A 16611-nucleotide genomic window follows, 5' to 3' on the forward strand; every position below is an offset into this window, starting at 1 on the left:
TTTGGAGAAAGACGATCAATTAGCTCTGTTTTTATAATCGAACTCGGGTTAATAGGAAACGATTCCATGTATTTTTTTGAAAAGACTATTTAGGACCGTATTTGTATGATTATAATTAGACTTATTTATACTATATGGATGATTAATTATGTGTTAATTGAACGATCATTCAAAAAGGATCCAGCTTGGGAAGATAGAGATTCGAGTGTTGGTGCAGCAGCCTTCGGAAATGTAATATTTACATCATTTATAATTTTATTCTATTTAGAAAAGTTTTTGGGGGTAAATAATACAGCAAAGTTTTTCAGTATAGATTTTCCATTATATGGTGTAGGAGTGGGATTGAGTTTTGTTGTTATTATAATCTCCTTAATTCTATTCTCGATTCTAAATAAACAAGATAAGATAAAAGCTTACAGAATTGCTTTAAGGTTTTTGTACCCAGTAAATAGGCTAACTTCAATAATTATTCGAATTTTGATTTTTATAACAGCTGCTTATTCCTTTCATTTACTAGTGAATGAGATGCTTGGCAAAAGCTAATTAGTTTGGAAATTTCAAAGCCTCGCAGCAATGTGTGACTTTTTTAGCTTTGTTTCATGCTTATCTAATCAAGTCTTTAATAAAATACAATCCCAATTTACCTAAAAATCATAAACTGCTCCCGAACCTCGCTACCAAAATTCCCATCGAAGCTTTTTAGCTCCGCATCTTTTTGGCGGTCTATAATACGGAGAAATCCAGATTTATTTTTCTTGCTCTGACATCCATCTTTGGCTTCATCATAATAAATCATTTCGTAGCAGCCTGGAGCAAAATCAACAGAGAAACTATATGTAGTATCCGATTTTAATTCTCCACTACTAAAATAGGCTTCTCCAGCTTCATTAAATATTTCTAATCCATTTAAATCCGCAGCATGGTCGGTATTCAGTTCAAAGATTAATTGAGCAGGAAATACTTCTGCTAATGTCATCTCAGAAGTCTTCTTGCCTAGCTTTAAAGCTTTTTCTTTTCCATTAACGGAGGAAATATGTACCGTAAAAGTTTCTGGTTGATCTCCATTTTCAAAGAAATACCAGTTTAGGGATGGAAGATATATAATCTCTTCTTCTAAAAAGCCAAGCTCTCCCTTCCATCTGAATTTATTATCAGTTTGATAATTATAACCATAATTAAAAGTGATGCTTTCCACCTTCTCACTTCCTGTATTCTGAATAAGTATCACTGGTGAACCACATATTGGATTATATGATTCATGCCAGATTTTATTATTGGGAGAATAGATCTCATTTATTGATAGGTTGATAGCTTCCTTAGCTTCTCCTAAAGCAAATAAAACTGAGGAGGTCACATAAGAATCAATTGCACTTACTTTGCCTTTGTCTTCTTGAAAACTCAATTCTAGTTTGATATTTCCCTGATCAATATATTTTTTCTCGATAAAGTGAAGTAGGGGATAAACCTTTAAACCCGGGCACCAATTTGGACGACTCAAATACCAACCTTCTTGCTCTGGTTGAAGTGGATTTAAGGAGCAATCGTCACGCCAAATACTTCTTTTTGATACATCAGTGTCATTAATCTCTAGAAAATAAAAACGAGAAGAGGTCTCCGAAATATCTTCTGCTTGTCCGCTAATAAGAACACTTGCTATGGCATGTTTTGTGCCTTTGGGTAATTGGATTTCTTTTGCTGGTAATAATTCTACGGAAACTCCTGTCTCTGTATATGGAAATCCCTTCAAATCACTTTGCCAAAGCGGTATAATATCAATAACATTAATGTTTGGTTGGCCTTCCTCAGCTTCCAATTCCATTGATAAAATTAAATGATTAATATCAGTATTACTCAAGACTCTAATTTGAGGATTCTTAATGAACCAATGCTGCCACATTTGTAAATCATAGTTATAGATGATTTCTTCGTTTTCTTTTAATGAGGCTTGAAGATATATTCTGGCAAACTCAATGAATTCTAAGGTTTTGGGATTTTGTAATTGAAGGCTGAGAAATGAAGCCTCAGGATAGATGATATCATTAGCTGTAGTGCTTAATTCTAAATTTAATTTTAAGGAGAAAAATGATTGTTTTTTCATATCAAATTTGAAAATAGAAATACCAACCTCAGATTGTATTTGCTCACCTTTTGTGATGTTTTGGGCCATTAAGGAAATGGAAAAAAAGGAAGATAAAAGCGTAAATAAGAGTAATTTTCTCATCATATTGAATCTAATTAGAATATTCCAAAGTTAAATCATTTTTTTTACTAAGATCTGCTTTCTGTAAAGAAAAACGCAGATTCTGGAAGTTTTATTATACCTAATGGATATTTTATCTATTTCTTTAGGTTTTTTAACGCTTCCTTGACTTACTTAAATAAGGCTATTTTGTATCATTGTAGACGAAATTAGAATCCTTATCGTTAATGCATAAACCTTCCACATGAAGAAAAAAACTTTACTCATTATTGCCGCCACCATTATAGCTCTATCTATCGGATGGTATTTTTATCCCAGTTCAACAAGTAGTTCAGCCATTATTAGCAAAGTGGATTCTGGAGAATTTGTGATTAGTGTGACCACCACTGGTGAGTTGGATGCTAAAAATTCAACTGAAATTAACGGTCCTCGAAACCTTCAAAGTGTAGAGATTTGGGGTGAAATAAAGATCGACAATATTGTAGAAGAAGGAACCATTGTGGATTCGGGCGATTATATAGCCAGTTTAGATAAAACAGTGGTTCTGAATAAGCTAAAAGATGTAGATGCGAATCTAGACAAACTAAATTCTCAGATTACTACTTTAAAGCTCGATTCGGCACTTACCCTAAGAGCAGCTCGAGATAATATGGTCAATATGAAATATGCTACGGAAGAGGCTAAATTAGAAGTGGATAATTCTAAATTTGAACCACCTGCAACCCAACGTAGAGCCGAGATTTCTTATGAAAAGTCATTACGTAGTTTGGATCAAGCTGCAGAAAATTATAGTCTGAAAATGAACAAAGAGGTGACTTCCATACAGGAGGTAATGATTGATTATAATAAAGACCAAAACAGGAAAAATAGTATTCTGGCCATATTATCGGAGTTTGATATTAAAGCACCTCAAGCCGGAATGGTGATTTATGAGAAGACTTGGCGCGGTGACAAGATAAAAACCGGTTCCATGATTAGTCCTTGGAGACCTATAGTTGCTAAATTACCCGATTTAACTCAAATGCTCATCAAAACTTATGTCAACGAGATTGATATTAGCAAGGTACAGGTTGGACAAGAAGTACAAATTGGAGTGGATGCCTTCCCCGAGAAAAGCTTGACAGGAATTATAACCCAAGTGGCCAATATAGGTGAAGAGATGAAAAACTCTTCTGCACATGTATTTGAAGTCATTATAGATGTGGAAGGACAGGATGAAGATTTACGACCAGCCATGACTACCAAAAACAAAATTATTACTGAGGTTTTGCCAGAAGCCATATTTATTCCACTAGAATGCTTAAACACACAGGATAGTATTCAGTTTGTTTATACCGATGGAAGGAAGCAACAAGTGGAAACAGCCCAAAGCAATGAAGAAAGCATTGTGGTGACTAATGGTTTAGAGGCCGGACAAGAGGTTTATCTCTATCCTCCTGAAGGAGCTGAAGATTGGAAAATAGAAGCGCTTACATCAAAGCTAAATGACTAATCAGTTTCAAAGGAAAAGGAGAAAATTGTGAAATTAAAATTAGATAAATATTTTCTGAGTCTTCAGATTGCCATTGGAGCCGTTTTTGATAATAAGGTGCGTTCTATGTTGACGGCTTTAGGTATCATTTTTGGCGTGGCAGCAGTAATTTCTATGTTGGCTATTGGTAATGGAGCTAAGAAAGAAGTGCTCGATCAAATGAAGCTGGTGGGCGTTAATAATATTGTGATTACTCCGGTGGAAAGTGACGATAATTCTTCCAGTTCTGAGGAGTCTGATGAAGAAGGAACCGAAGCTGAGGAAGAAAAGAGTAAGGAGAAACTTTCTCGAGGTTTAACTTTAGAGGAGGCTTATTCCATTAAAAAAATGATACCAGGAGTGGAACGAGTAAGCCCAGAAGTTATCAATCAAACCCGTATTATTTATAATGATAGGGGGGTTAAAGGAACTTTTACTGGAGTTACTGTTGATTATTTTGATATCTATAGTTTAGAGTTAGAGCAAGGAAGTTATTTTAGTGATTTCCATTATAAGCATGCCAAGCAAGTATGTGTAATAGGGCACAATATAAAAAGTAGATTATTCCCCACAGAAGATGCTCTTGGAAAGCAGATAAAATGTGGTGATGTTTGGTTGACCATAGTTGGAGTGCTAAGAAGTCATGGTAGTGGAGGCGAGCAACTGTCAGAGTTGAAATTGAGTGATTTTGATATGAATGTTTATGCACCTCTAGAAACGGTTTTAATTAGATATAATGATCGTTCTATCGTGACTAAAAAATCACTAAAGGGAAGAGGTCGTAGATCAGATAATTCTTCTACTGAAACCAATAGAAACCAACTCGACAAGTTGGTGGTTCAGGTAACTGATACAGATAAGCTAAAAACTACAGCTGCTGTTTTAAATAAAATGCTCCTTCGTCGTCATGCAGGTGCCAAAGACTTTCAAATCACGGTTCCAGAGTTATTATTGAAGCAAGAACAGAAAACCCGTTCCATCTTCAATCTAGTTTTAGGAGCTATTGCGAGCATTTCTTTGATAGTTGGAGGGATTGGTATCATGAACATCATGCTGGCCTCTGTGATGGAGAGAATCAGAGAGATTGGAGTTCGACGAGCCATAGGAGCCACTCAAAAAGATATTGTTTTCCAGTTCTTAAGCGAAGCCACCATTATTTCAGTAACAGGTGGAATTATTGGTATTGTTCTAGGTTTGGTTATAGCTCAATTGATAACCCAGTTTACCGAAATCCCAACTATTGTTAGTGGATTTTCCATCCTTATTTCTTTTGGTGTGAGTGCAGGTATTGGCGTTATCTTTGGATATATGCCAGCCCAAAAAGCTGCAGAGAAAGATCCAGTTTCTAGTTTAAGACACGAATAGTAATTCCCTATTTTAAAATTATTCAGCATGAAAAAATATATATTCTTTGTATTGAGTTTTGCCTTTGCGTTTTCAAGCCAGGCACAAGATAAAATATTGACTCTCGAAAATGTATTAAATATTGCAAAGGAGCAGTCGCCAGCAGCACAAATAGCTAAACATAGCTTTAGAGCCAGCTATTGGCAATATCGATTTTATAAAGCCGAGCAATTACCTACTTTAGATTTTGATGGTGTTATTCCAAATATTCAGAATCGAATCTCCCAAGAAACAACAGCTGGAGTATCCTATTATGCCAAACAAAATAGTATTTTATATCGTGGTGGATTAAGTTTAAATCAAGCGATTCCTTGGACAGGTGGTAATGTATTTGTAAGCTCAGGTTTAGAGCATACCATTAATTATTTGACAGATACTACAACGCGTCAGTATTTGTCTACACCCATCAATATTGGTCTCAATCAACCCTTATTTCAATTTAATCAATATAAATGGGATCGAAAGATTGAACCCATTAAGTATGAAGTAGCCAAGAAAAAGTATCTGGAAGCCGTAGAAGGCGTTTCTATAGATGCTATCACCTATTTCTTTAGGCTTTTAACCGCTCAAGTAGATTATAAGATAGCAGAAATCAATGTGATGAATTATGATACCCTTTATAAAGTTGCAAAAGGAAGATATAATTTGGGTAGGATAGGTGAAGATGAAGTTTTACAGATGGAATTGAGTTTGCTGAAGTCACAGGCTGCTATGGAAAAAAATGCTATGGATTTAGAGGACGCTATGTTCCGACTAAAGTCATTTTTAAGAATGAAAGATGATAGCCGTTTAAACCTAGTTATTCCTTCTCCAAGTTTTTTCGAAAAAGTAGATAGAGAGATGGCTTTAGAAAAAGCGTTAAAGAATTCCTCTACGATTTTGGAGTTTGAAAGAAGATTATTGGAGGCCCAGTCAGGTGTGAGTGCAGCTAAGGCTTATGGTTTTAATGCTAACTTGTCCTTGATTTTTGGAATCAATGGATCTTCAACAGTTTTTGATCAGGTATATCAGGATCCATTGCAGCAACAACAGCTTTCACTAGGCCTCCATATTCCTATTTTAGATTGGGGTAGGAGAAAAGGTCAAGTTAGGATAGCGCAAAGTAATGAGGAGCTTGCTAAAACTTCAGTAGAGCAAGAAAGAGTAGATTTCTCTCAATCCATATTTTTAGAAGTAGGGGAGTTTAATATTCAGCAAAATCAGTTGATTATTGCAGCAAAAAGCGATACCATAGCTCAGAAGAGTTTTGTTGTTTCTAAAAACAGATATTTGATTGGAAAGATTGGAGTGACAGATTTAAATATTGCACAAAAAGAAACAGATCAAGCCAAGGTTGGCTATATAGGAGCATTAAGAACTTATTGGTATAATTATTTTAGATTAAGACGATCTACTTTATTTGACTTTCAATCAGGTATTGATTTGGATGTTTCCTACGAAGATATTTACGAGGATTAATGCTCTGGATTAGATTTAGCCGGATTCAGCTTTGTGTACGCTTTTTCAGCAGCCAGTTTTTCAGCACCTTTAATGGAGTAGTCTCTGGCTTTTGACATGGATTTACCATTAATAATGGCTTCTACCTCAAACTGCTTTCTGTAGCCAGTACCTATTTCTTGAATGACATTGTATTCCAATTCCATCTTTTTCTTTTGACAATATTCTAAAAGGGTACTTTTGTGATTCATTTCCGCTTTAACTAATTCCTCCAAATCAAAGTGGACGGCTATCACTCTGTTGATCATGATATGGTGGGTGAAATCGTATCCCTTGTCTAAGAATAAAGCCCCAACCATGGCTTCAAATGCATCACCATTGATAGAGCGGAAGTGTTTGTTATTGTCTTTGTCTACTTGAATTAACTTGTCTATCCCAAGCTTCTGAGAAAGTTTATTCAAACTGGCTCTACTCACGATTTTTGAGCGCATATCTGTTAAGAAGCCCTCATCTTTAATCGGATATTTTTTAAACAAGTAGTCTGCTACTATGGCGCCGAGTATGGCGTCACCAAGGTATTCTAACCTTTCATTACTGATCTTTACGCCTTCAGTTATTTCTTTAGCAACAGAGCGGTGACGTAAAGCTAGTTTATACAAAAAAATATTTCCGGGATAAAACCCGAAAATATTTTTTATAGAATGATAAAATTCTTTATCAGTCGAAATATGTATCTTGATTCGTTTTATGAATTGACCAATCAACGATTATTTATTTTTTTTGAAGATAAGAGAGGCGTTGTGACCACCAAATCCAAAAGTATTGGATAAAGCTACGTCAACAGTACGTTTCTTAGCAACATTGAATGTGAAATCTAATTTCTGATCAATGTTAGGGTCGGTTTCATAATGGTTAATTGTTGGAGGAACGATATCGTTTTTCACCGCTAAAACAGTAGCGATAGCTTCAACAGCTCCTGCAGCTCCCAATAAGTGACCTGTCATTGATTTGGTAGAGTTGATACTGATATTATAAGCATGCTCACCATATAGAGTGGTGATAGCTTTTGGTTCAGCAATATCTCCCAAAGGAGTAGATGTTCCATGAGTATTGATATGGTCCATTTGTATAGGTTCTAAACCTGCATCTTGTAATGCCCATTTCATAGCTAGCATAGCACCATGTCCTTCAGGGTGTGGGCTAGTCATGTGGTGTGCATCAGCAGAAAGGCCTGCTCCAGCAACCTCAGCATAAATAGTAGCACCACGAGCTATAGCGTGTTCATACTCTTCGAATATTAATCCAGCTCCACCTTCTCCAATTACAAAACCATCACGATCTTTATCAAAAGGGCGAGAGGCTGTTTTAGGATCATCATTACGAGTGGAGATGGCGTGCATAGCGTTAAACCCACCAACACCAGGGGAGTTAACGGCAGCTTCAGAACCACCCACTACAAAAGCATCGGCTTTGCCTAATCTTATATAGTTGAATGCATCTGCCATAGCATTTGCCGATGAGGCACAAGCTGAAACAGTAGCAAAGTTTGGTCCTTGGAATCCATATTTAATGGAGATATGACCTGCAGTAATATCTGCAATCATTTTTGGAATAAAGAAAGGGTTGTAACGTGGTGTTCCGTCGCCTTTGGCATAGTCACCTACTTCTTTAGCAAAAGTTTCGAGGCCACCAATTCCTGATGCCCAGATAACTCCTACTCTTTCTTTATCAATATTTTCGTCGTCTAATTTGGCGTCAGCAACAGCTTGATAAGCGGCAACTAAACCAAATTGAGCGTAAAGATCGTACTTTCTGGCTTCTTTTCTGTCAAAATGATCAAGCGGATTAAAACCTTTTACTTCGCATGCAAAATGAGTCTTAAACTTCGAATGATCAAAACGGGTTATTTCGGCTGCGCCCGAAACCCCATTAAGCAATGCATCCCAGTACTCTGGGACAGTATTACCTAATGGAGTAACGGCTCCTAAGCCTGTAACCACTACTCTTCTTAATTTCATAAAGAAATGTTTGAATTATTGAGCGTGCTCTTCAATATAAGATATAGCTTCACCAACTGTTTGGATATTCTCAGCTTGATCATCTGGAATAGAGATGTTGAATTCCTTTTCGAACTCCATAATTAATTCAACTGTATCCAATGAATCAGCGCCTAAATCGTTAGTAAAATTAGCTTCTGGAGTTACCTCGCTTGGGTCTACTCCTAATTTGTCAACTATAATATCAATAACCTTTGATTTTGTGTCAGACATGTTTATCTCCTTTTTTGAATTAATAAGCTGCAAAGAAAAAAATTTCAATCGTACAAACCAACACATTTTTGACTTTTTATGACTTGCAAAAAAGGATGCTTCTGATAATCAGGCGTGAAGCATGTCGACTTTTCGACAAGAAAATTCGAATGATGGGAGTATTGGGGTCTTTTTGTGTGTTTTTGGGTAAGCCTTTGGGGTTGTTTTTGTCTTGTTTTCGTATTCTTTTGATGTTTTTGTTACTTCATTTACTAAAAAGTTGTGTTTTGGCCTTGCCTTTTTATCTATTTTTGCCAATTGTTACGTTTTATATCTTCAAATGTCATAACTAAATATCTAATAATGAAAAGAATAGCCATTTTTGCTTCTGGTAATGGTAGTAATGCAGAAAACATCATTAAGTTCTTTTTGCAAAGTGAAAATATTAGCGTAGAGCTAGTGTTAACTAATAATGCCAACGCTAAAGTAATTGAGAGAGCTGCAAAATTAGATATACCAGTTGTGGTTTTCAATAGAAGCGATTTTTATGGTGATGAGATAGTTTTAGAAAGTTTGATAGAACACAAGATCGATTTAGTAGTGTTAGCTGGTTTTATGTGGTTGGTTCCTTCCTATCTTATTCAGAATTATCCTTTAAATATTATCAATATTCACCCTGCGCTTTTACCTAAATATGGAGGGAAGGGAATGTATGGAGATTATGTTCATCAAGCTGTTTCTGAGGCTCGTGAGAAAGAAAGTGGAATCACTGTTCATTATGTAAACGAAAAGTATGACGATGGCGACATTATATTTCAAAAATCTATAGAGATAGAGGAGGGTGAAGATCCAGATTCCATAGCTCAGAAAATTCATACTTTAGAATATGAGTATTTCCCAAAAGTGATAAAAGATTTGTTGGCGTAATTGGATTTTTTAAAAAAATTCATTGACTAAATTATCGCTTTGGTAGATTAGTTCTTATCAAAATCCTCTTTTTCTCCTTTTTTAGCACTTTCGTAATCTGGTCTTTGAATTAATGTTCTATAATTTTCAGGGTAATGCATTTTATTCCACACTCCCCAATATGCTTCTTTTGTCATCCCGTCGTAATGTATTATGCCCAAGTTATACTGATTAGTTTGGAAAATATTAAGTCTTACAAAAAACACAATAGCTATAATAACAGGAATAATTCTCCAATTAAACCATTTAGATTTGATGCTTAATGAAATAAAAAGCGCGAGTGGAATGGCCATAAGTGGATAGGAATCTATCATTGGTCTTGAGCCAAATCCTCCTCCATACCAAAAGGTCCACCAACTATATATTATCCATATATTTAGGACTAAGAAAATACTAATTGGAAGAGCAAATGGCTTCATTTTTTTGAATAGGAAAGGGATTCCAATAATAGCGAAAATCATAAGCGGTGTATAAATTAACCACCCTTTTCTATAGCTGAATAGGCCCTTAATGATATTGGGATTTAGAAAAAAGAAACCTTCATCTCCATAGGAGCCATAAACCCAATGGCCTGTAATATACTTCCAGTAAATTAATTGAGGCGAACACATAATGATGCTTGAGATAGCTATCAGAAATATGTGGAGCCAGTATTTTTTTAATATAAGTATTTTTTCTTTTGCTGTATCAATGGTGTAAACATTATAGAGTAAAGGGAAAATAAAAATAATAATGTTTGTGGGTCTGATAAGGGTAATTAATCCACCAGTAAGACCAATTAGAATAGCTTTTCCCCAATGTGGTTTTTCATTCCATTTTATGGATAGATATATAAATAATGAAAATAAAAAGAAAGAATAAACATGGCTCATAGGCCCATTATAAACAGTGTAGAAAAACAAGTTGGTGCCGAAAAACAAAATAATAAGAGTGAGACTGACAACTCCTTTACTAAAAAATTGAATCAGGGTTAGTCTAATGATCAACATAGCCATAAGAGCATAAAAAATACTGCTGTATACCAACCATCTACTGTAAGGCTCAGAGTACCCGCTAGGATCGTAACCGAAAAGTTTTGCATGCTGGTGGGCAATAAAGAAGAAGGGAGAATACATGATGGCGGTTCCCATTGTCATCTTCTGAACATACCCCTCATTATTTGGTAATGGTTTTCCCCAAATGTATTTTGTTATTTCTTTGGGTAGTTGGTGTTTAAATTTAAAGCTTAAATCTTTATAAATAAATGTAGCAGGTAAATAAGAATAGTAAATTTTTATATCGTGTTGAATTACAGTGTCTTTTTCCCATTCTGCTTCCTTGTGGACTAAATGTACCCAGATGATTATTGATAATAAAATAATTATTTTAGTATAGTCAAAATCAGCTAATTTAGGGATCATCAGAATTTATTTTTTTGAAAAAAGATTATACTTGAAAATGCAATATATGGCATGAAATCCATCTTTATAACTTATTTTCTTACCATCAGCATAAGTTCTTCCATGATAAGAGATCCCTACTTCATATATTTTAATATTAGGGACTCTAGATATTTTTGCTGTTATTTCGGGCTCTATACCAAATCTTTTCTCTTTGATATTGATATTCTTTAATATGTCTGTCCTCATCATTTTATAACAGGTTTCCATATCTGTTAAGTTCAAGTTGGTAAACATATTAGATAAAAAAGTAAGAAAGCGATTACCTATGGTATGCCAGAAAAATAAAATTCTATGAGGATTTGAGCCCATAAACCTTGATCCATAAACTACATCTGCGTTAGTATAGTATACAGGTTTTAAAAGGTCATTGTATTCTTCGGGATTGTATTCTAAATCAGCATCTTGAATAATGGTGTATTCTCCAGTTGCATGTGAAAAACCTACTTGAAGTGCGGCACCTTTACCTTGGTTGGTTTCTTGATTAAAAAGTTGGATATCCAAATTTTTATTCTTAACCATGTACTTTTCTACTGCTTCTTTTGTGTCATCAGTAGAACAATCATTTACTATTATAATTTCTTTTTTAATTCCCTTTAAATCAACATCAAGTATCTTGTTTAAAATGAGATGAATTGTTTTGCCTTCATTATAGGCTGGGATAATAATAGATAGCTTTTTTATCATTAGTAATTATGTTGTATGCATTTGTACCGACTGTAATAAGCGCAAAAATATAATAATTTATAAATATAAACTAGGATTGATCCCTGATATTTAAATGGAGGACAAACTTATATATCCGGTCTTATATTTCATTATTTATTACAATATGTAATTCTAAATATTAAAGTTGGAATATACTGATTATAACTATATTGATGATTGTTTCTTCTCTTTTCTATTTTGCTCCTCCTCATCCTCCATCAATTGATAGGCTTTGATAATACTTGTTACCAATGAATGGCGAACAATATCTTTATCATTGAGGTGAACAAAGTCGACTCCCTTGATATCCTTCAGCATGTTTTGAGCTTGCTTTAAGCCGGATGTGTATTTTCTTGGAAGGTCGATTTGAGTAATATCACCAGTAACGAAAAACTTGGAGTAAACGCCCATTCTGGTTAGAAACATCTTAAGTTGGCTCGAAGTAGCATTTTGTGCTTCATCTAATATGGCATAAGCATTATTTAATGTTCTTCCACGCATAAATGCTAAAGGGGCAATTTCAATAGTGCCATCCTCTAAATATTTTTCCAGTTTTACAGCCGGAAGCATATCTCTTAAAGCGTCGTAAAGCGGCATCATATAAGGATCTAGTTTTTCCTTCATGTCGCCAGGGAGGAATCCTAGGCTTTCTCCAGCTTCTACTGCTGGACGCGCTAAAATAATCCTCTTTACTTCTTTGTTCTTTAAAGCTCGAACGGCTAAAGCAACTGCAGTATAAGTTTTTCCACTACCAGCAGGACCAATAGCAAAAACCAAATCGTTTTTCATGGAAGTCTCCACCAGTTTTCTTTGATTGACGGTGAGTGCTTTGATCAATTTACCATTAACTCCATGAACTAGAATATCATCACCCGAAGTGCTGCCCTTTACAAATTCAGAAGCCGATTCGTGCATCAAGCCCTTTAAATCTTGAGGATTCAACTTGTTGAACTTTTCAAAATGCATTAATGCCACATCAAAGAATTTCTCAAATTGAATCACCATCTCATCATTGCCAAAAATCTTAAATACATCGCCTCTCACCACAAATCGTAAGGATGGGAATATCTCTTTAATGGTGTTTAAATTGACTTCGTTTACTCCGAAAATATCTAGTGGATGGTAAGGTTCTAGGGATAATACTTTTTCTGCCATGTATACTTTTACTTTAATATATGCGCAAAGGTATCAAATGATGATAGATATTGAGAGTTTTATTTTCAAATTGCAGTAATAAAACAGATAATTTAATACTAAGTAATTGAGTTCCCCTCTACCAATCAATAGGTCGGTAATCCTTCAGGAATTTACCACACCAATGTTTCTTAGTATTAATTCCATCGAACAAAGGGTCTAATACTCTGGCCGCTCCATCCACAATATCTAATGGAGGTTGAAAGTCATGTTCATCTTCTTTTCGTTTAGCTAATTCAGCAGGGTCTTCATCAGTTACCCAGCCAGTGTCTACAGCATTCATATAAATACCATACTTGGCAAAGTCAGAAGCTCCGGTAAGTGTCATCATATTTAAAGCCGCCTTGGCCATATTGGTATGAGGATGTCGGTCTTCTTTATGCCAACGGTGAAATTTACCTTCAATGGCCGAAACATTAATAATATGTTTAATACCTGTATTTTCTTTTTTCATAATATTGACCAGGCGATTGGTAAGCACAAATGGCGCAACAGAATTTACTAGCTGAACCTCTAACATTTCGTTGGTATGGATTTCGCCTAACTTCAACCGCCAGCTATTAGTTTTTCTTAAATCAACTTGTTGTAAATCTGCATCTAGTTTGCCCACAGGGAATACTTCATCGGTGGGTAAAGAATTATCAATGCTATATGGAATCTGTGAAAGCCTAGCTGAAGCATGAAGTCCAATTCCCAATTGTTTTCCATGCCAACTAACAGGAAGGTTTTTTTCTTCAGCTTCCGAAAATCCAGTACTCAATGACCTCAATTTACGTAAACAAGAATCATGATCAGAAAGGAGAACTTGAGCATATCTAGGAAGCTCATTTATGGGCATGTCTTCATTGGCCATTAGATGTTGATAAAAGCCTGCTGGGCGTCTTACGGTCTGAGCTGCATTATTAATGAGTATATCTAGTTTTTCGTATTGCTGCTCAATATAATTACAGAATATTTCAACACTTGGAATATGTCTTAGGTCGAGGCCATGTATCTTCAATCGATGTCCCCATTTTTCAAAATCAGGCTCTTTGGAAAACCTTAAAGCAGAGTCAACGGGAAATCTAGTAGTAGCAATTACTTTGGCACCAGCGCGAAGCATAATCAAGGTAATGTGATATCCAATTTTAAGTCTGGAACCAGTCACCAAAGCCACTTGTCCGCTAAGGTCGGTAGTTTGAAAACGTTTGGCGTAGTTGAAGTCTCCACATTCCTTGCACATGGTATCGTAAAAATGATGAAGCTTTCCGAAGGATTCCTTACATACATAACAATCTCTAGGAGATTCCAAGGGGATATCTTTTTCAGTATTCTCATTACCAGCGGCAATCATGATGGGAGCTACAAAAACACTGGCATCTCTGGCAGATCTTATGCCTGTTGTGTTTCTAGCTAGTTTGTCTTTGAGTTTTAATTTCTGTTTACGAACTTTTTTTGATGCTTTATTACGTCTAGTAAATTCTTCTTTACTTGGTCTTGATAGTTGGCCAGCAGATATCATTAGCGCAAGTCGTTTGTCTTCTGGAATGTCAAATATCTGATCGATATCCTCATTGAGTGTTTGTAGTACCGCCAAACACTCGTCAATCTGTTTTTGACTCAATTTTTCTTTCTCTTCTTTTTTCTCTCCCTGAAATTCTGCCATCTATACTTTATTTTGCGGGCGAAATTAGGTATAATATCTATCCCTAATTGGTTAAAGTGTATTAGTGCTTCCTTATTTCTTTTTCACTCCATTTTTTTTTTGCTTAAGGGGTCTCATTGTCCAACAACTGCAAACTTTGAATAAATTCCAATAATGCAATATATCATGATGAATTTATCATAAGTTATCACGATAGTTCTTCAAAAATTTGTGTCATATGTGAGCCGGGATGTGGGGTAGGCGAATGGGAGGATGGACTGTTGCCCAAAGTCCTATGCTTGGAACGACCATTACTTTGAATCGTCTCAACAGAAGAGGGCATGAGTCGATGTAAAGATTATATCAAAACATTTCTCTTATTTATAAATTCTATCCACTATGGACTCTGACATAGAGAAGCGCCGTATCGGCTTCTGAGAAATAAATCTACATTATATATTTGTTTTGAAAGAAAGAGCATCGCTCCCCAGCATACGGTGGAGTGAGCTCCTTAGGATGCTGTACCGATATATCAGTAGCCTCTCCCAACTAGTGTTTGCTAGTGGGGTGGGCTACTCGAGATTGGGAGCTGGTCTTGCCTATTAACTCATTTCTTCTTTAAAGATATTTAAAATTTTATCCAATTGTTTTTTGTAGATCGAATTTTTCCGATAAGCAAAATAGAGTTTATTTACAATTGGAGAATTCCCTTTCCAAAGCAATTGCAGTTTATTATTCTCAATTTCTTTTTGGCAAAGAAAGTCTGGAACAATAGCTAAGCCACTACCATAACTCAAACTATTGATAATTGATTTAAAATTGGGAACTATATAATTTGCTCTAAAGTCTGGTAAGGAATTAAAGTTTGCCTGCCAAAAACGTTTTGTATGTTCGTTATCACTAGATGCACCATACCATTTCTTTTCTCTCAGGAAGAGCTTTAAGTCAACAATGCTTCTTTTTTTTATCTCGTTTGTAAAGACTACTTTGTCAATATCTGCACTACCAATTAGGACTATGGTTTCGCTGGCAATAGGTTCATAAACAATCCCTTTAATATCTATCTTTTTTGGTGTTATAACAACATCCATAAATCCTTTTTCTAAATCCTTCAATAGATTCTGATAGTCAGAGAAACTGCTTATAATATTAAAATTCAAGGTATGAAGATGCCTTTCTAAGATATGTTGAAACGTCTCAAAACACATTCCAATGTTGATTGTAGGAACTTCGAGTTCGGTGCTTTTTTGGAAACGCTTTTCTATTTCTTCTAGTTTCAGCAATGGTTCATAAAGAGCATTATACAATACTTTTCCTTGTTCGGTAGCTACCATTTTTTTTGCCACTCTATCAAAGAGTTTTGTTCCCACATGGTTTTCGAGCGAGCTTAAATGAAGACTCACGCCAGGTTGTGAAATAAATAAAGCTTCCGCTGCAGCTGTTAATGTACCTTTATCGTATATAGCTTTATAGGTGCGATACCATTCTAAATTCACCATATCTATTAAAATTATAATACAAATATATGATTTAACTAATTATTATAATTATTAAAGCTAACCTAAATTTGCATTGTAAATTAAAAATTGCTGGTGATGAAATTATTAAAAGTAACAAAAGTTAGAAATATCAAACTGAACAATCGCATTTTTCGCTCTGCCTTATGGATGAATATGGCAGATAAAGAAGGTCATATCACACCTCAGTTATATAAGGTTTACAAAGACCTATCTAAAGGTGGTGCTGGAATGATTATTACGGGCTACTCAATGGTTGATCCAAATGACAGAGCTAATCCAGGCATGATGGGTATCTATAACGATTCAAGACCGTTGCATAACGTAAGGATTCCTTAAATGGACAGTTTTTTTAGCTTTTTA

15 protein-coding genes are annotated in these 16611 nt (G+C 35.3%); 6 read left to right on the forward strand and 9 right to left on the reverse strand.

Features of this window, described 5'->3' with window-relative positions; genetic code table 11:
• Nucleotides 1-138 precede the first annotated feature (138 nt).
• The gene (locus HNS38_RS17900; protein ID WP_172284080.1) at nt 139-543 is read left to right on the forward strand and encodes a hypothetical protein; all 405 of its coding nucleotides are present in this window, start codon (nt 139-141) and stop codon (nt 541-543) included.
• Between the two features lie 97 nt (nt 544-640).
• Here HNS38_RS17900 and HNS38_RS17905 read toward each other — a convergent pair whose 3' ends face one another.
• Complete coding sequence (locus HNS38_RS17905; RefSeq protein WP_216663774.1) at nt 641-2224, reverse strand: peptide-N-glycosidase F-related protein; 1584 nt, start codon at nt 2222-2224, stop codon at nt 641-643.
• A 220-nt stretch (nt 2225-2444) separates the two neighbouring features.
• Between HNS38_RS17905 and HNS38_RS17910 the strand changes: the two genes are divergently transcribed.
• Genes HNS38_RS17910 through HNS38_RS17920 form a run of 3 tightly spaced genes read left to right on the forward strand, consistent with a single transcriptional unit; the run spans nt 2445 to nt 6572 of the window.
• Nucleotides 2445-3692 (forward strand): efflux RND transporter periplasmic adaptor subunit, encoded by a 1248-nt coding sequence (locus tag HNS38_RS17910; RefSeq protein ID WP_172284076.1) that lies wholly within the window; start codon nt 2445-2447, stop codon nt 3690-3692.
• Nucleotides 3693-3719: 27 nt separating this feature from the next.
• Nucleotides 3720-5075 carry an ABC transporter permease gene (locus HNS38_RS17915; RefSeq protein ID WP_216663775.1) on the forward strand — a complete coding sequence of 452 codons (1356 nt, stop codon included), beginning with the start codon at nt 3720-3722 and terminating at the stop codon, nt 5073-5075.
• 27 nt (nt 5076-5102) lie between these two features.
• Nucleotides 5103-6572 (forward strand): TolC family protein, encoded by a 1470-nt coding sequence (locus HNS38_RS17920; protein ID WP_172284073.1) that lies wholly within the window; start codon nt 5103-5105, stop codon nt 6570-6572.
• Here HNS38_RS17920 and rnc read toward each other — a convergent pair.
• The 3 genes from rnc to HNS38_RS17935 are packed head-to-tail and all read right to left on the reverse strand — an operon-like array spanning nt 6569 to nt 8821.
• Nucleotides 6569-7315, reverse strand: coding sequence for a ribonuclease III (gene rnc, locus HNS38_RS17925; protein WP_256367561.1), 747 nt, complete (start codon nt 7313-7315; stop codon nt 6569-6571). The two genes, HNS38_RS17920 and rnc, sit on opposite strands and share 4 nt — an antisense overlap.
• Nucleotides 7316-7318: 3 nt before the next feature.
• Nucleotides 7319-8569: a beta-ketoacyl-ACP synthase II gene (gene fabF, locus HNS38_RS17930; protein ID WP_172284071.1), complete on the reverse strand. Its 1251-nt coding sequence runs from the start codon at nt 8567-8569 to the stop codon at nt 7319-7321.
• Between the two features lie 15 nt (nt 8570-8584).
• Nucleotides 8585-8821 carry an acyl carrier protein gene (locus HNS38_RS17935; protein ID WP_172284068.1) on the reverse strand — a complete coding sequence of 79 codons (237 nt, stop codon included), beginning with the start codon at nt 8819-8821 and terminating at the stop codon, nt 8585-8587.
• Nucleotides 8822-9163: 342 nt separating this feature from the next.
• On the opposite strand from HNS38_RS17935, the gene purN reads away from it, so the two are divergent.
• On the forward strand, nt 9164-9727 hold the full coding sequence (purN, locus tag HNS38_RS17940) for a phosphoribosylglycinamide formyltransferase (protein ID WP_172284066.1): 564 nt from the start codon (nt 9164-9166) through the stop codon (nt 9725-9727).
• Between the two features lie 47 nt (nt 9728-9774).
• Here purN and HNS38_RS17945 read toward each other — a convergent pair whose 3' ends face one another.
• From HNS38_RS17945 to HNS38_RS17965, 5 genes are all read right to left on the reverse strand, one after another.
• On the reverse strand, nt 9775-11166 hold the full coding sequence (locus tag HNS38_RS17945) for a hypothetical protein (protein WP_172284063.1): 1392 nt from the start codon (nt 11164-11166) through the stop codon (nt 9775-9777).
• A gap of 6 nt (nt 11167-11172) precedes the next feature.
• Nucleotides 11173-11892: a glycosyltransferase family 2 protein gene (locus HNS38_RS17950; protein WP_172284061.1), complete on the reverse strand. Its 720-nt coding sequence runs from the start codon at nt 11890-11892 to the stop codon at nt 11173-11175.
• 186 nt (nt 11893-12078) lie between these two features.
• Nucleotides 12079-13068 carry a PhoH family protein gene (locus HNS38_RS17955; RefSeq protein WP_172284059.1) on the reverse strand — a complete coding sequence of 330 codons (990 nt, stop codon included), beginning with the start codon at nt 13066-13068 and terminating at the stop codon, nt 12079-12081.
• Between the two features lie 118 nt (nt 13069-13186).
• Nucleotides 13187-14752 (reverse strand): SDR family oxidoreductase, encoded by a 1566-nt coding sequence (locus HNS38_RS17960; protein WP_172284056.1) that lies wholly within the window; start codon nt 14750-14752, stop codon nt 13187-13189.
• A 581-nt stretch (nt 14753-15333) separates the two neighbouring features.
• A complete protein-coding gene (locus HNS38_RS17965; protein WP_172284054.1) occupies nt 15334-16230 on the reverse strand; it encodes a LysR family transcriptional regulator in 897 nt (298 codons plus the stop codon).
• 96 nt (nt 16231-16326) lie between these two features.
• Here HNS38_RS17965 and HNS38_RS17970 point away from each other — a divergent pair, with 96 nt between their 5' ends.
• A complete protein-coding gene (locus tag HNS38_RS17970; protein ID WP_172346841.1) occupies nt 16327-16587 on the forward strand; it encodes a hypothetical protein in 261 nt (86 codons plus the stop codon).
• Nucleotides 16588-16611: the final 24 nt, after the last annotated feature.

The sequence above is a fragment of the Lentimicrobium sp. L6 genome (genome assembly GCF_013166655.1).
In the GTDB taxonomy this organism is placed as follows: Bacteria; Bacteroidota; Bacteroidia; order Bacteroidales; family UBA12170; genus UBA12170.

Bases quoted from the DNA above. Each gene is read 5' to 3' on its own strand.
- HNS38_RS17900 (WP_172284080.1), top strand. From the start codon at position 139: ATGATTAATTATGTGTTAATTGAACGATCATTCAAAAAGGATCCAGCT.
- HNS38_RS17905 (WP_216663774.1), bottom strand. From the start codon at position 2,224: ATGATGAGAAAATTACTCTTATTTACGCTTTTATCTTCCTTTTTTTCC.
- HNS38_RS17910 (WP_172284076.1), top strand. From the start codon at position 2,445: ATGAAGAAAAAAACTTTACTCATTATTGCCGCCACCATTATAGCTCTA.
- HNS38_RS17920 (WP_172284073.1), top strand. From the start codon at position 5,103: ATGAAAAAATATATATTCTTTGTATTGAGTTTTGCCTTTGCGTTTTCA.
- fabF (WP_172284071.1), bottom strand. From the start codon at position 8,569: ATGAAATTAAGAAGAGTAGTGGTTACAGGCTTAGGAGCCGTTACTCCA.
- HNS38_RS17935 (WP_172284068.1), bottom strand. From the start codon at position 8,821: ATGTCTGACACAAAATCAAAGGTTATTGATATTATAGTTGACAAATTA.
- purN (WP_172284066.1), top strand. From the start codon at position 9,164: ATGAAAAGAATAGCCATTTTTGCTTCTGGTAATGGTAGTAATGCAGAA.
- HNS38_RS17945 (WP_172284063.1), bottom strand. From the start codon at position 11,166: ATGATCCCTAAATTAGCTGATTTTGACTATACTAAAATAATTATTTTA.
- HNS38_RS17950 (WP_172284061.1), bottom strand. From the start codon at position 11,892: ATGATAAAAAAGCTATCTATTATTATCCCAGCCTATAATGAAGGCAAA.
- HNS38_RS17955 (WP_172284059.1), bottom strand. From the start codon at position 13,068: ATGGCAGAAAAAGTATTATCCCTAGAACCTTACCATCCACTAGATATT.
- HNS38_RS17960 (WP_172284056.1), bottom strand. From the start codon at position 14,752: ATGGCAGAATTTCAGGGAGAGAAAAAAGAAGAGAAAGAAAAATTGAGT.
- HNS38_RS17965 (WP_172284054.1), bottom strand. From the start codon at position 16,230: ATGGTGAATTTAGAATGGTATCGCACCTATAAAGCTATATACGATAAA.
- HNS38_RS17970 (WP_172346841.1), top strand. From the start codon at position 16,327: ATGAAATTATTAAAAGTAACAAAAGTTAGAAATATCAAACTGAACAAT.